This window comes from Shewanella sp. SP2S2-4, assembly GCF_031932025.1.
GTDB classification, from domain to species: Bacteria; Pseudomonadota; Gammaproteobacteria; order Enterobacterales; family Shewanellaceae; genus Shewanella; species Shewanella baltica.
Window position 1 is genome coordinate 315,045 of the sequence record NZ_JAUOER010000002.1, and the last position, 14,966, is coordinate 330,010.

The 14,966-nt window shown below is 45.6% G+C and carries 16 protein-coding genes; 8 read left to right on the forward strand and 8 right to left on the reverse strand.

What is annotated here, in order from left to right; genetic code table 11:
• Positions 1-137: 137 nt before the first annotated feature.
• The gene (locus tag Q4Q54_RS03180) at positions 138-1,031 is read right to left on the reverse strand and encodes a LysR substrate-binding domain-containing protein (protein WP_311987685.1); all 894 of its coding nucleotides are present in this window, start codon (positions 1,029-1,031) and stop codon (positions 138-140) included.
• A gap of 231 nt (positions 1,032-1,262) precedes the next feature.
• Here Q4Q54_RS03180 and Q4Q54_RS03185 point away from each other — a divergent pair, with 231 nt between their 5' ends.
• Together Q4Q54_RS03185 and Q4Q54_RS03190 are read left to right on the forward strand one after the other, a co-directional pair.
• Positions 1,263-1,706, forward strand: coding sequence for a DoxX family protein (locus Q4Q54_RS03185; protein WP_261271499.1), 444 nt, complete (start codon positions 1,263-1,265; stop codon positions 1,704-1,706).
• 12 nt (positions 1,707-1,718) lie between these two features.
• On the forward strand, positions 1,719-2,429 hold the full coding sequence (locus Q4Q54_RS03190; RefSeq protein WP_311987686.1) for a pirin family protein: 711 nt from the start codon (positions 1,719-1,721) through the stop codon (positions 2,427-2,429).
• Between the two features lie 257 nt (positions 2,430-2,686).
• Here Q4Q54_RS03190 and Q4Q54_RS03195 read toward each other — a convergent pair whose 3' ends face one another.
• From Q4Q54_RS03195 to Q4Q54_RS03215, 5 genes are all read right to left on the reverse strand, one after another.
• Positions 2,687-3,211, reverse strand: a complete 525-nt coding sequence (locus tag Q4Q54_RS03195; RefSeq protein ID WP_106649951.1) for a GNAT family N-acetyltransferase — start codon at positions 3,209-3,211, stop codon at positions 2,687-2,689.
• Positions 3,212-3,378: 167 nt separating this feature from the next.
• On the reverse strand, positions 3,379-3,900 hold the full coding sequence (locus Q4Q54_RS03200; RefSeq protein ID WP_311987687.1) for a GNAT family N-acetyltransferase: 522 nt from the start codon (positions 3,898-3,900) through the stop codon (positions 3,379-3,381).
• A gap of 172 nt (positions 3,901-4,072) precedes the next feature.
• Positions 4,073-4,375: a hypothetical protein gene (locus tag Q4Q54_RS03205; RefSeq protein WP_006082493.1), complete on the reverse strand. Its 303-nt coding sequence runs from the start codon at positions 4,373-4,375 to the stop codon at positions 4,073-4,075.
• A 126-nt stretch (positions 4,376-4,501) separates the two neighbouring features.
• Entirely contained in the window at positions 4,502-4,711 is a 210-nt protein-coding gene (locus tag Q4Q54_RS03210) for a DUF3820 family protein (RefSeq protein WP_006082494.1), read from the reverse strand.
• Between the two features lie 160 nt (positions 4,712-4,871).
• Positions 4,872-5,342 carry a GNAT family N-acetyltransferase gene (locus tag Q4Q54_RS03215; protein ID WP_107946904.1) on the reverse strand — a complete coding sequence of 157 codons (471 nt, stop codon included), beginning with the start codon at positions 5,340-5,342 and terminating at the stop codon, positions 4,872-4,874.
• 526 nt (positions 5,343-5,868) lie between these two features.
• On the opposite strand from Q4Q54_RS03215, the gene Q4Q54_RS03220 reads away from it, so the two are divergent.
• The 6 genes from Q4Q54_RS03220 (at position 5,869) to Q4Q54_RS03245 (ending at position 12,075) form a co-directional block, all read left to right on the forward strand.
• Positions 5,869-6,711 carry an AAA family ATPase gene (locus Q4Q54_RS03220; protein ID WP_311987688.1) on the forward strand — a complete coding sequence of 281 codons (843 nt, stop codon included), beginning with the start codon at positions 5,869-5,871 and terminating at the stop codon, positions 6,709-6,711.
• Positions 6,671-7,138, forward strand: coding sequence for a CopG family transcriptional regulator (locus Q4Q54_RS03225; RefSeq protein WP_311987689.1), 468 nt, complete (start codon positions 6,671-6,673; stop codon positions 7,136-7,138). The genes Q4Q54_RS03220 and Q4Q54_RS03225 overlap by 41 nt, the downstream gene beginning before the upstream one ends.
• Positions 7,139-7,388: 250 nt before the next feature.
• Positions 7,389-8,792 carry an extracellular solute-binding protein gene (locus Q4Q54_RS03230; RefSeq protein WP_311987730.1) on the forward strand — a complete coding sequence of 468 codons (1,404 nt, stop codon included), beginning with the start codon at positions 7,389-7,391 and terminating at the stop codon, positions 8,790-8,792.
• On the forward strand, positions 8,779-10,518 hold the full coding sequence (locus Q4Q54_RS03235) for a GGDEF domain-containing protein (RefSeq protein ID WP_311987690.1): 1,740 nt from the start codon (positions 8,779-8,781) through the stop codon (positions 10,516-10,518). Before Q4Q54_RS03230 ends, Q4Q54_RS03235 begins: the two co-directional genes overlap by 14 nt.
• A 111-nt stretch (positions 10,519-10,629) precedes the next feature.
• Positions 10,630-11,454: a zinc-dependent peptidase gene (locus Q4Q54_RS03240; protein WP_311987691.1), complete on the forward strand. Its 825-nt coding sequence runs from the start codon at positions 10,630-10,632 to the stop codon at positions 11,452-11,454.
• A 24-nt stretch (positions 11,455-11,478) separates the two neighbouring features.
• Positions 11,479-12,075: a nuclear transport factor 2 family protein gene (locus tag Q4Q54_RS03245; RefSeq protein ID WP_311987692.1), complete on the forward strand. Its 597-nt coding sequence runs from the start codon at positions 11,479-11,481 to the stop codon at positions 12,073-12,075.
• A gap of 144 nt (positions 12,076-12,219) precedes the next feature.
• Here Q4Q54_RS03245 and Q4Q54_RS03250 read toward each other — a convergent pair whose 3' ends face one another.
• The gene (locus tag Q4Q54_RS03250) at positions 12,220-13,695 is read right to left on the reverse strand and encodes an HDOD domain-containing protein (RefSeq protein ID WP_311987693.1); all 1,476 of its coding nucleotides are present in this window, start codon (positions 13,693-13,695) and stop codon (positions 12,220-12,222) included.
• Between the two features lie 191 nt (positions 13,696-13,886).
• Positions 13,887-14,900, reverse strand: coding sequence for a low-specificity L-threonine aldolase (gene ltaE, locus Q4Q54_RS03255; RefSeq protein ID WP_311987694.1), 1,014 nt, complete (start codon positions 14,898-14,900; stop codon positions 13,887-13,889).
• Positions 14,901-14,966: the final 66 nt, after the last annotated feature.

The following is a 14,966-nucleotide window of genomic DNA, read 5'->3' on the forward strand; positions in this document are numbered from 1 at the left end:
CAACATTGATGCAGTGAGGAGCAAAGTAAACGAATGAGTGACTACATAGAAAACGTTGAATAGGCAGTGATGCAAAACAAACGTTGCTCTCATTGCCCGTGATCTAAAATGGTCAGCTATCTAAAATTGCTGGGCGCCTAAAACTGCCAGTCGCATTGTGGCAAGCGCTCAGTAAACCAATCCTTTGCCTTGCCCTGCGCGTCTTTACGCCACGCCATAAACACCGCTTGGGGTGGGCGCGGCATTTCCACATGGCAAGCCACTAAGCTTCCCGCCGCCAACGCATCCAAAATCAAGTGTTTTGGAATATAGCCTACGCCGAGTCCCAATTGCTGCGCTTTAATCTTGGTCTGCATATTCGGCACCCGGATCACTTGGCGACTATCAAATAAACCGCTCGATCGCTGCGCTAAGGCCGTCGAACTGTCTGCCACCACAATGGAAGGGAATTGCAGCAATGCCTCGGTCGGAATAGGGCCCGAATGCTGCGCCAATGGGTGGGCAGGATTTAAGGCAAACACAAACTCCAACTCACCGATTTCGACCAGATGATATTGACCTTTTGGCAGTTCACCCGTTACGCCGATGGCAATATCGGCACGGCCAGAGTAGAGCGCATCCCAGCCGCCACCTAAGGACTCTTCACTAATGTTCACCGTCACTTGCTTACCCAGCTCAGTAAATTCCCCGATCAACTGCAATAGGGGTAAATCCGGCACGACAGTATCGATTGCTAAGGTTAACGAAGACTCCCAGCCGGTCTCGAGTTGACGCACCGCTTCTTCCAGCCTAGACGTTGCCGAAAGGATTTCTCGCCCTTGGCGCAGCACAAGTTGGCCGACTAAGGTCAGTTCGGCGCGTTGGCCCTTACGTTCAAATAATTTTGTGCCTAAATCACTTTCCAGTTTCTGCACTGTGTAGGTCAGCGCCGACGGCACACGGAACAAGGACTCGGCCGCTGCGGAAAAACTGCCTTTTCTATCAATGGCATCGAGTACGATTAATCCATCGAGACTAATAGATGGCAACATAAAAACCTCATATTCAAATTATTTGAAGTAGACATTGAAAATGTTCCGATTTTCTTTGCCAAAGGTCAAGTCTACACTGCTTAGCAATGGAGAGGTTCTACGGAACTCGCTGCCGAAATCGGATGTAGATACTGAGTAAAGTTAAGTTAGAACAGATTTAAAAACTGAGTTAAAACTGATTGAACAACACACTTAAATACTTGTTAAATAATTTGAAATAAGGAATACCCCATGAAAGCACTCATCGCAAAAACACTCAAATCAGCCCCTAGTCTTGCCCCACTGGCACTGCGTCTTCCTATCGGGATTATCTTAATCGCCCATGGTTCACAAAAACTGTTTGGCTGGTTCGGTGGGTACGGCTTAGAAGGCACTGGACAATGGATGGCATCCATTGGTCTGACGCCAGGTTACTTAATGGCACTGATGGCAGGTTCAAGTGAATTCTTCGGCGGCCTATTCCTGTTACTCGGCCTGCTGACTCGCCCAACTGCCCTCGTATTGTCATTCACTATGATAATAGCGATTTTCTCAGTACACATAGGCAACGGTCTGTTCCTTGCCAACAACGGTTACGAATTTGGTCTCGCCCTACTCGCAGCCACAGTGTCATTGGCGGTTTCAGGTGCAGGCAAGTTCGCTGTCGATAACGTATTCGCTAACCGCATCAAATAAAGGGGAAGCAAGATGATCACATTAAGAAAAGAACAGGATCGCGGTCAAGCAGATTTAGGCTGGCTAAAGAGTCAACATACCTTCTCTTTCTCTAGCTACTATGACCCAGAGCACATGGGGATTTCATCCCTAAGAGTCATCAACGATGACAGAGTTGCACCGGGTGCAGGTTTTGATACCCATGGACATAAAGACATGGAGATCATCAGTTACGTGATATCTGGCACTATCGCCCATAAAGACAGTTTCGGAAATATCAAAACTTTACCTGCTGGTGAGTTTCAGTTGATGTCGGCGGGTAAAGGCATTTACCACAGCGAGTTCAATGCTTCTAATACTGAGCCGCTACACTTTTTACAAATTTGGATCCGTCCAGATACCTTAGGCATAGATGCGGGTTATCAGCAAAAGGCATTCGAACAGAGTTCACCACTGACGGCCGTGGTGACACCAAACGGTGAAAATGGCACGCTGAAAGTGCAGCAGGATGCGACCTTATATCGTTTAATGTTGAGCGAAGGCGAAAAAGTGACGATGGCCAGAACCGCCGAACAAGCGAGTCGTCATCTGTATGTGCAATTGATCGAAGGTACGCTGGATATTAATGGCACAACACTCACGGCGGGGGACGGCGCACATCTGACCCAACTTGCGACTGTCGACTTTACGGCAACAAGCGGCCAAGTCATCGCATTAGTGTTCGACTTGTCTGCTAACGCGTAATACCAGCGAATGGCTTAACTGAACCACTCAGTACAGCCGCTTAACGATTGAGCAAACGATTAAGCAAGTCATTGAGCAAACCGTTGAGTAAGTGATTACATGCCAGCTTGATAAGCACTCACCTAGCAGCACTGCCACAAGTCATCTTTGGCAGTGTTTTTTATTGGCGTTTTGATGGCCATGTTATAAGGCGATGTTATAAAAGCAGTGCTAACGGCCTCGTTGAGCGAACCAGACCAGCACTTTGATACGCTGAGTTATAGCGCGAGTGTCATGCTGAAATTAACCAAGACTTGGGCTTGGCCCTGTGCTTTATCCGCCGCATTCAAAAAACGCTTATGTTCATTACGACGAATACTGCGAAACCCCTGTTTCTCAAAAAAAGGTCGCGCGAGATAGGATGCTTCAACCGTTAACCGTTTCAGCGCTAAAATTTTAACTTCTTCAAACAACGCAAAATACAAAGAGGTGGCCACCCCAGAACGGGCATATTCGGGATGCACGAACAGACATTCCACTTCGGCAGCGGCTTCAACTTCACTGTCGGCGCCTATCTTAAGATTGATAAACCCCACCAGCATGTTATCCGCTTCAGCCACCCAAATCGTGGTGCCCTTTAAGCGTTCGAGCCAATAGTGCTCACTACGGGTCTCTCCTTCGATATAAGCCCAAGCTGAGCGCTCGGCAAACGAGTAAAACTCGCCAGAGCCTTGCATCACACTCGCCTCAAAGATCGCCGCCAACTGCGAGACATCCGATGGCGTAAATAGTCGGATCTTCATTCTCTGCCCTCCATCTTGAATTGTTAATCGCTTAAGATTAACCGTATTCTAATCTAAGTTAAATAGCGCTGATTTAACTTAAATCGAGTCACGCAACGGCGTTAAGCTAATGTTTTACTATGGAATACCTTACATTACTTTTTGGGTTAAACCCTAGTGAGCCAATGTTAAACATTCTGTTCCATATTCTTTTCCATATAGAAGCCTGGGATCACTTGCCCAAGTTTTTGCTGATAACTGCGCTGTATTTGGATAAATCCCATCCGAGTAAACAATCCTTTAGACAGATAAGATGCATCCACACTCAAGCGCGCATAGCCTTGTGCCTTAGCCCACGCTTCTAAAACAAGATAGGCACGCTCACCCAATCCCTTAGCTTGATAATCTGGATGGATATATAAGCTGTCGACATAACCTTGGTGGGCAAAATGGGTTTCGACATTGATAAAACCGCAGCACATTGAAGAAGCTGTCGCTGCATCTTTGACTAATACCACCCACGCCTTCGAGCGGTTTAAACGCAAATCCCAATGTTTAGCCGATCTTGGCGCCGCAGACCAAGCTGCAAGTTGCACCTGTGAATAACGAGCATGGGTAATATTATGCACACAAAGATGAAATAACTCACTCACCTCACGGGCATAACATGAATGATAAGGCTGGATCTCGAACTGTTCAAACGCCGTCACTTGAGTGTTCTCTGTTGAGTAATAACCGCTAGCAATAGTGCTATTTTGCCGCGTTTAGCCTAATCGAGATAGGCTCAAATTTTGCGGCATTGAAGGCTAAAAACAAAAACGGCCTCGAAAGTATCGAAGCCGTTGGATTAAAGAGGCGCACAGGTTAGCGCACTCGTCACTGTTACTTCTTATCGATTTGACCGACAAATAACAGTTTATCAAAGGTGCGGTTTAAGGTTTTGCTAGTGAATTCGTTCATCCACATTTGTTCAACCACAGCCACTTTATCACCTTTACTCACTTCAGTTTGAGGACCTGCAGCCCAAAAAGTGGTGTCAGCTTCTTTAATTTGTACGTAGGTGTAACCACCACCGTTCATCGTATCAACAACAGTACCTTCGTGGGTGACACCCTGAGCCCAAGCACTTGACATGCCTAACGCTAAAGTCGCTACCGCCGCTAATTTTACCCATTTTGCCATCATGCCTGCGTTCCTTTTGTTTTGCTAATATGCTGCATTAAAGCACGCTAAAAACAATAAATCGCTAATCTCTATCACGAAATACAACACTTATCGCAAAAGCAGTATTTTTCTTAAAAGACGGGAACTTCATTTCAACAGCGGTTTTAGCATGCCTTCTAAACCATTAAGCTTGATTTCGTACATTAGGGCTAATTGCTCACCGAGTTTTCCCTGGGGGAAACCTTGCTTATGGAACCACACCAAATAAGGTTCGGGTAATTCGAGTAACTTACGCCCAGCGTACTTACCAAAGGGCATTTTTTGATTTACAGCGTCGATGAGTAGTTGCTGATCCATAGATTGTTATCTCGTGCAGGTCGTCCCGATAATCCCACGGATGCTACAACATAAGCCAATCAATGTCGCCGTTAGCTTATACAAAAACGCACACAAAAGTGACCCGACACTCAAAGGCCAAGTTGGCATCATCGACGCACAAAATGCTCCACGCAGAACCCTAAGCGACAATCTTTAATAGATTTGGCCCTAAGTTAGCGCATGGCGCATATTGAAAACCATATTCACTGCATAAACGCTCAGACTCGCCATGGGCGGTAATGCTGATACAAGTCCCAGAACTTGCGTGTCCATCGACAAAGTCCATCACTCGCTCAAGCATGATCTTCGCCAGCCCATAGGATTGGTATTCAGGCAACACGATAAAATCTTCAATGGCCAAATGCCCAGGCTTATTACCGTAAACACACGCCGTAGCTAACAGATTAGACTTAGCGACTCCCGCGCCAGCATGCTCCATTTCAGCATTGTCACTCAATCGGATAGAGACCCAAAACAGTGCCTGCACATCCGCAAGCTCAACACCGATGGAAGGGCGGCCAGCGGCACTACGCAGATTGAGTAATTCATGGAATAGCGGTGCGGTTTCAACGAGTTCAAACTTAATAGGCATAATAGTTTTGATATCCATTTGGCATCCCTTCTCTCATGGTTGAAATTGCAAGCGATTTAGACGGCAGTCTAAGAGATGATAAAGCCAGCATTTGGCAGTTTGATGACAAGCACCTCACCAAACAAGACCACTTTCGACTGAGAAGTCGATTCTTTACACAGATTTGTTAATAACATTTAGCAATATAAAATTAACATTTATACCGATAGAGAAATAAAAAGTCAGAATTCAGATTTTGTGAACAGGCATAGATTGCAACAAACAAGCCTGCAACTTGATACCACTCAAATTAAACCTTTTAAAAATAAAAACTTAAAAATATCACTCACAAATTATTCCTCAACTATTACTTGTCAAATTAACGGCACGTGACCAGATACTGACAAAAAACCATTGCTGACAATTTAATCAAAAACCGTCAAAAATCAGCCAATTGACTGAGATTAACATAAGGTTTACATTCGATTTCGAGCACAAATGCGGTGTGGCTCCAAACTCATCAACTCGCTGCCCAAGGGTCATCAAAAGAATTAAGGAATGCGTCATGATAGTGTTAATCGGCGGAGAAAAAGGCGGCAGCGGTAAAAGTTGCTTAGCCCAAAACATAGCTGTCTTTCTAACCACAGAATGCAATGCCTCAGTCATCATGGTGGACTGCGATCCCCAACGCACCACATCAGATTGGATCCAGGCAAGGAACAATAATCCCAAATTGGCCAGCATTAATTGCGTGCAGCTTTACGGCAAGATCCGTAATGACTTGCTCAATCTTGAACAACATTATGATGTCGTCATTGTCGACTGTGGTGGTCAAGATAACTTAGCGCTACGTGCAACCATGTCTGTCGCCGCTTACATTTTAATGCCCTTAAGACCTAAGCGTCGCGATTTGAAAACCGTTAGCCACATGGACGATATCGTCGCGACCTGTAAGATGATAAACCCAAAGCTACAGGCTTCATTTGTGATTACCCAATGCCCAAGTTTACCTAATCAAGCTAACCGAATTCTAGAAGCCAAAGAAGTCTGTAAAACCTATGATATCAACGTCCTTGATGCAATAACCTACTGCCGTAATGTGTATGATGACAGCGAAGAGTCAGGACTATCAGTGATTGAAATCGACCCTAGCGGAAAGGCCGCAGAAGAAATCCGTACTATTGCCTGTGAATTGTTCCAAGTCGATTGCGCCGCGAGTTTAGAAGACAACCTACACCCTGCAAAGCCTCCTCAGAATACTGGTAAAGGTCAGATGCACAATGGTTTGATAAATAATAGTTTGATCAATAATGGCTTGCACCATCAAGCTCAACCCACTCACCTTACCACTCAACAAAGGGGGCAAAATGGGACTCAGCGACCTCAAGAAAAACGCTATGCCATCTAGCAACATACAGCCGTCGCTTTCGTTAGATGAGTTTATTGAGGCAGCCAACTTATATGCAATGGGACAAAGCCCTAATAAAACAAAAGGCAGTCATTTCGCTTTTGAAGCAGCGACGACGAACGCTAAAACCGCTGACCAAACGTTCACTAACATAACAACTGACACTGGGCTGAATCATTCCAATGTACTGATCTTGCATAAACAGAGCTTAGGGACAGAAGTCTTATCGCCAGCAAACGTTGAGGCCAGAACTCACTATCGCAAGGCAACCTTTTCACTCAGCGAAGCGGCTATTAGCCAGCTCGCGACCTTGTCGCAAGACAGCACGCTCTCCAAATCGAAACTGCTCCGATTCTTGATTGAACAACATTACGAGCTGCCCATTGCCCTGAGGCAATTACGAGAACAACAGCGCCAAAACCGTTAACACTTCGCAATACTCCCCCCCTTTTCCGGTAACTCAGCTAAGCTCGGGTTATCGGCTTTTTTACTCAAGAACAAAAAACTAAAATATAAACCACAATATAATCGCGGCATAAGTGCTGATCCCACCTATCCTTAAATGTACAGAATGATGAATAAGTGTTATTTATTCACAGTGAATCAGTAACGTTAAGGTGTATTTTTTGCGAAAGCCAAACCAACTTATCTGTCTTTGTTTAAGCGCTGCGTTTCTAATGCCCTGCTATGCTGAGTTTTCATTGGCACAAATCCCGCCGCTCACGAACAAAGCGCCCATCACCTTAGTCGCAGAAAAGGGATTTTGGACCGACTATTTAACGCAAGAAATGTTGCCTAAATTCACTGAAAAAACCGGTGTAAAAGTGCAAGTGATCAGCACCGAACTCGATAGTATGTTTAATTTGCAGACCCAAGATTTACTCCAAGGTTCAGGCAAATACGACTTGCTGACGATGGAAGCTGGCTGGGCAAAAGAATGGGCAGCCAATGGCTACACAGTCCCTTTAGTCGAACTCGCAAAACTCTACGATCCCGACGGTGAAAAGGCCATGGAGAAATACCTAGAACCCTATTACCCATCGCTACTGAACATCTTATCCTACCATGGAGAAATCCATGCTATTCCCTACAATAACTATGTGATGGGTAATCATTACCGAGCCGACCTCTTCGATAATAACACTGAAAAAACACATTTTCAGAGCCAGTTCGGTTACCCGCTCGCACCAGCAAAAACCTTAACCGAGTTACGGGATCAAGCCCAGTTTTTCACCCGTAAAGCGGGCACTATGTTGGCGGATAAAATGTTAACCCACGACTTTTATGGCTTGGCGCTAATGTCGGGTGATAAGCCACATATTAACGATGAATTTTCCAGCATGATCTGGAGCTTAGGCGGCGCTTGGATGCAGCCAATTTATAATGAACAAAAAAAGATCAGTCATTTTGAGGTGCCGACTATCAACCATGAGGCCATCAAAGCCGCTAAGCTTTATCGCGAATTAATGCCCTATGCCGTACCTGCTAACGAGCAATTTGCCTTCAATGAGGCTGCCAATGCAATCGCCACAGGGCAAGCGGCAATGTGGCCTTTCGCTTACAATAATTTGTGGCATAAATCCTTCAAAGTTGAGCAAAATATTCCCGGCGCACACCTTGCTGTGAGTCAAGTACCCGGCGGTTATCCCTATAACGGCGCCTATGCTTTTGCCGTGAGTTATGACAGCAAAAATCCCCAAGCGGCCTATTGGCTCATCAAATATATGGGCACCTATGAGGCGCAACACGCTTATGCCTTGGGCGGCGGTAACCCCTGTCGTATGGATGTTGTGACCGCCAACGAATTTAAAAGTGAATCATTAAGGACCATAGCGGGGGCATTCGAAGCAAGCCATATCGCGAATATGTTTTGGTCAACTAAGGTGTTAGAACTTGGGCATTTTACCAGTACAGCCATGGGACAGATTTACCCTGAACTCAGCCATGCATGTTATCGCGCTAGCCGCATGCCAGCTGACAGCGAGGATATTTTTATTAAATTAAGTGCAGAGATAAAACACCTCCAAAATACCTATGGAGAGGTACCTGCGATTGACAAGAAAACTAATGACAAGCACTAAGCCGCTGAAAAGCCTAAAACAAAAAATAACCTTAGCCTTCTATATCATAGTGGGCATGGCGCTGTTTAATGGTGTTGTTGCGATACTACTGTCTCAGCAACTGAAATCAGAAATTGAGCAACTGGTGGGCGTCGATGTGGTAAAAGTCACCACTGCGCTACAACTGGCAAAAAACAGTGAAAAACTCCAAATCATCACAGCGCGTCTTAATCATTATGATAATGAACAACAAAGACTTCGTCTATTGAGTGAACTCTCGGCGCAGTGGGAACGACTAATTAATGACTCCCGATTACTGACGTCCATTGAAACCTCTGCAGTCAGTAAGCAAGAATTGAATCACGCGTTAGATATTCAACTTTACTATTTACAACAGTTGCCATTACTTGGCGAGTTAACCGATTCCGCCCTTCAAGCCAATTTACAAGCGACAAATATTCAAGCCAATTTAACTTCAATGGCATCGGGATTTACCGATGAAATGCAAACCCAATTTCACCGTATCAATGCCGATTCTGAACGTCAACTTAAGCTGAAAAATTTTGACAAGATTTCGGTGAACATCAATACCAATCAGCAATTGTCTCAATTTAGTCATTTGGGAGAACACTTATTTACCAGCCTCTCTCAAGTAAAAATTATCGACAATCTAGTTGAGCTTAACCACACCCAAAGAGAAGCGATGCGGCTACTGTTAAATATGGAGGCGATTCTCGAAGGGATTAACGGGGATACCGGTTTATATTTCAATTTGTTATCGCAAATAAAGCAGACCATGGTCGGTGAAGATAACCTATTTGAACTGTCCCGCAAGGCCATTAAAAGTACCTATATAGCCAATGCGCATTTAGAGTACCAAGCCGATGCCGCGCAAATAGTTGCGACCTATACCCAGAATCTGGTTAACCAAGTCGAAAATGAAATCCAACAAACGGGCGGCGAGCTTAAAAGTGACAGTACCGCATTTATCATATTGATTTTTTGCAGTGGTATTCTGTATTGCTTCTTCATCTGGCTCACCAGCTGGCACTTTATCACTAAGGGCATTATCAAACCTGTGATGGCGACGCGAGATGCCATGAACGCTATCGCCAATGAAAAGCTCGACACCCACATGCCGGTCACTGACAACCTAGAACTGCAGCAAATGGTGAACTCTTTAGAAACACTAAAAAGCTATGCGGCCCAGGTTAAAGGAATGGCGGAAACTGACGGACTAACAGGCTGCTACAACCGCCGTTATTTAGATATACAACTCCAAAAAGAACTCGAGTATGCAAGGGATCACAATATGCCCCTTGGCATCATTCTGTTTGATATTGATAATTTTAAACAATTTAACGACAGGTACGGCCATGTCGCCGGCGATCAATGTCTGAAAAACATTGTTAACGCCGCTAAATCCATCTTAAAACGCCCAACTGACATGCTTGCCCGCTATGGCGGTGAGGAATTTATGATAGTGCTGCCATCGAGTCATCTCGAGGAGGTCTATCAATTTGCCGAACGATTACGGGAGAAAATCATCAGCCTAGAAATTCCCCATGAAGACTCTCCCCATGCGGGCATACTTACCATCAGCGCCGGGATTACTTGCTGGCAACTACCGCAACAGCTGGATGCAAATAGTTTAATTAATCGAGCCGATGAAGCCCTATATCATGCAAAACTGACGGGGCGTAACCGTACCGAAGCCCTCCTCGGCCAACCCATTCGCTATTCCTAAGGCGCCAATCGCGGCGGCAGAAACGGTTCTTTTTTCAGCAAAGGATTGAGTTAAGTCCTCTTCACCCCCATTAGCTAATATTAAGTTAATCAGGATTAGGTCAGGGAAAGTATGCTCGCCATTGTTATCACGCTTATCCTCGGAGTAGGGGCAATTGCTTGGCTACTTTCAAGTCGTTGGCGCAAAACCTTGCACCGCCGCCGAGTTACGGCCAAACCCTTTCCTAAAGAATGGCGCAGCATTCTCAAAAAAAGACTGCCTTACTTCCATGCGTTACCGACAGATTTACAGCTACAGCTCAAACGGCTTATCCAAATCTTCATCGATGAAAAGGAGTTTGTTGGCTGCGATGATTTCGAGATCACCGATGAAGTGAGAGTCACTATCGCAGCACAGGCGTGCCTCCTGCTGCTCAATCGAAAAACAGATTTTTACCCCAAACTGAAACAAATTTTGGTCTATCCCGATGCCTTTATCGTTAATAATCAACATAGAGACACGAGCGGTATCGTGTGGGAACAGCGCAATGTGCTGGCGGGCGAATCTTGGGAATACGGCAAAGTGGTGCTCTCGTGGAAAAATACCTTAGACGGCGCCGCCAATCCCCACGATGGCAATAATGTCGTGATCCACGAGTTTGCCCATCAGCTCGATCAAGAAGACGGCCAAGCCAATGGCGCGCCGATACTGCAACATTTTGCCGATTACAGCACTTGGTCCGAAGTGCTAAGCAAGGCTTTCAGCCAATTACAGCACAGCGCCAACGATGGCACGCCCTCATTATTTAATTACTATGGTGCGACGAATCCCGCTGAATTTTTTGCCGTTATTACTGAAGTCTTTTTTGAAAAGCCAGAGGATTTCTACCAACAACACCCGGACTTGTATCGGGAACTGAGCCGCTTTTATCAACTCGATCCGATAAACTGGCATTAACCTATAAAAGTAGAGGCACACTAAATGCTCAAAGACACTCATGCATTTGCAGTTGAAGACACCAGTGTTAATCGCGCCACTAATATTATTCGCATTAGCTTGGGGTTACTGCTCAGCGTATTAATGCTCGGCGGCCTTAATGTAAGCGCACAGGCACAGGACTCGCCAACACAAAGCGCTCAAACACAAGACACTCAAGTCCAAGGCGCTCAAACAACATCGAGTTCAGACCAACAAGCGGCAGCTCAGGTGTTGGATTTACTCAACCAATATTCAAGCGATGCCGATTGGGATAAGTATTTTGCCCTGTACCGAAAAGACGGCATTTTTATTGGCACGGATGCGAGTGAGCGTTGGGGAATAGCGGAGTTTGAACATTACTCCCGCCCTACAAAAGGTTGGCGCTATGATTTAACGGAGCGGCATATAATCCAACATGGCGACATCATAGTGTTCGACGAGTTATTAAATAGCCCCGCCTATGGCGTCAGCCGAGGAACCGGTACTTTGATCAAAACCGATGGCAACTGGAAAATTGCGCAATACCACTTAAGTTTCCCAATCCCCAATGAGATAGCGAAACAGATCACCACCGAGATCAAAGCCGCAAATAAACAATAATGCCGCACTCCGCCGAATAGGGTTTCGAAAGCGTACCATTTATAAAAGTGAGATTTAGATAGCATCGCTGTTTCAAATTGTACAGTTTCAAAGAGTACGGTTTCAAAAAAAGCAGCGTTAAGATAAAACAGTTAACAGCGAACGCTATCTTAAGGACACGGTAAAACACACATTCGCCAATTGGGAGAAGTGGATAAAACTTTGAAAATCCACTTCATCAAATGCCCTTTGTGAAGGACCACGATCAGCATAATAAAACCCGATCACTTTGCTGTCGATCAACAAAGGCGCCAGTAAAAAGCCCTGCCGTGACACGTGCCGAGCTTGTAATTCCTTGCACTGCTCCTGCCATTTTTTAGAGCTGGGATCGTCCACCCAAAGTGGCGCCTTATGCTCCATCGCTTGATGAAATAGCCCACGTTTGTCACTCAAATCGATAATAAACTCTTGTTTTATCGCATCGGCATCACGGCCCAATATCACCCTAGGTTGGAGCTGTTTACGGCTGGGCGATAACAACAAAACGCCGCAGCGGTCAACACCCACGCCCTCAAGAATACCTTCAAGAACTGTATGCATTATCTGATTGAAATCTGCTTTATTAATGGCAAAACCTGTCAATTCACGCAACTTAGCTAACTGAATATTCAAGTTAACTTGATAGACTGGCATATCTAACGGAATGGGAGGTAGGTCGGGTTCAGCGGCGACAATACGTTTAGGATCGGGCAAGTAATCGAGTAACACTTTAGCACAGTACACTTCTGCCAACTTATGGGTCGCATTCGCGCAGCGTTGCATTCGCACCAAAAACTCTTTCTCTTCTAGCCCAGTAAAACTCGCCGCTTGAGTCATACGTTTCGCTAACTCGAGCTTATCGAGAACGGGTTGCGATAAAATGTCGCAGAGCTTATCGGCAAGAAAAATAGCCCGAATATCTGGCCGCTGGTCATCTGGATAGTTCAATGCTTGGATCAGCAACTCCCCCAATCCCCAATTACGGGCAATACTCTGGGTGAGCTGCAAAAAAGAAACACCAAGGGCTTCGCGGGTAGCACTTCTCTCTTCGGCGGGCGTTTCACATTGGCTGAGTGTTAAGTCTAATTCTTCGGTAAATTCGCCCCCAATACTCCAAAAAGCGCTCTCGCCGATGTGATACAACAAAGAGGCAATAAAGGCTTCCTCCTGCATCTCCTCGTCATGATGACTCAACATCATCCGCGCCATCATGGCGGCTTGAAATGCTTTGGCCATCAATTTAATTAACCTTTGATATACGTTAGGCGCGAGATTTTTACTCTCCAACAAGCTTGAAAGTAACTTAGCTGTAATACAGATATTTCGCACCGCATCGAAACCCAGCACTATGGCGGCGCGGCTAACGGTGGAGATTTGGCTACTCCCCTTATGATAAATAGCACTATTGGCAACTCGAAGAATACGAGAGGTTAAGGCGTTATCGTGCATCACGCTACGCCCAAGTAATGCGAGAGAGGAAACGTCATCCTTGGCGAGCTTTTCTAGCGATTTAACAGTCGAACACAGTGCGGGCATTTCTAATTCACTGATCCGATTTGTCCAATAATCGACCCCTTTATTAGTATTGTTATTAGGCTTCAACCCAAATTTACCTTAGCAATAAAACCTTGTTGCTTTGAGTATAGATAAGCACACATATTTCGCCCGTGGTCTAAGGCTTGTTTTTACCAATCAACAGTTAATTGTTCAATAATTCAACACCTAGTTATACCCGCAAATAAAAATGCCCGAGGCAAAGCTCGGGCATTTAGAGGTTTAAAAACAAGCTGCGTTTAGGCAGTGAAGTACTGCTTCATAACCCGAAGCACGTTATCTATATCCTGACGGCTCACATCTTTGTGAGTCACAAGTCGAATCGTGCGCCCAGGACTTATCAGAATGCCTTCTGCTCGACAGTATTTTGCCAATAAATCCGCATCAACTTTAGGCGCTAATTTGGCAAATAACATATTGGTTTGTACTGCGGCTAAATCGACGTCGAACTCACTCAACTCGGCCAACTGACGAGCCAAATACGCCGCGTTGTCATGATCTTCACTCAGTCGTTGCACTTGCTCAGTTAAGGCGAGCTTACCTGCAGCAGCAAGTATCCCAGCTTGACGCATGCCGCCACCGAGCATTTTACGCCAGCGTATCGCCTTCTTAATCAAACGCTCGTCACCTAAGAGTAATGAGCCAACTGGCGCGCATAACCCTTTGGACAGACAAATCGACACAGAATCAAAATGCGCAGTAATCTTACTTATCGCGATATTCTGCGCCACAGCCGCATTAGCAACTCGCGCGCCGTCGAGATGGATTTTTAATCCGCGATGAAAGGCCAATGCCTGCGCGTCCGCTAAATAGCTTTGCGGAATCACTTTACCGCCAATTGTATTCTCTAAACTGAGCAAACGCGTGCGGGCAAAGTGGATATCGTCAGGCTTAATGGCGGCTTCAATATCGGCCAAGGCAATGGTGCCATCTACTTGATTCAACAAAGGTTGGGGTTGAATGCTGCCTAAGACGGCGGCTCCGCCACCCTCAAATTTATAATTGTGGGCCTGCTGGCCGCACAGGTACTCATCACCACGCTCACAGTGGGCCATCAAAGCCAATAAATTCGCCTGCGTACCTGAACAGGTAAATAATGCGCTTTCAAAGCCAAACATCTCTGCGGCCATATCCTGCAGACTATTTACCGTGGGATCATCACCGTAAACATCGTCACCTACTTCGGCTCTGGACATGGCTAATCGCATCGCTGCTGTTGGCTGGGTAACAGTATCACTGCGTAAATCTATCATCTCGTCCTCAACTTAAGGTTTGGTTGGCGCTTAATGGGCTCAAGACTCTAGCGCCAAAGGCTTATT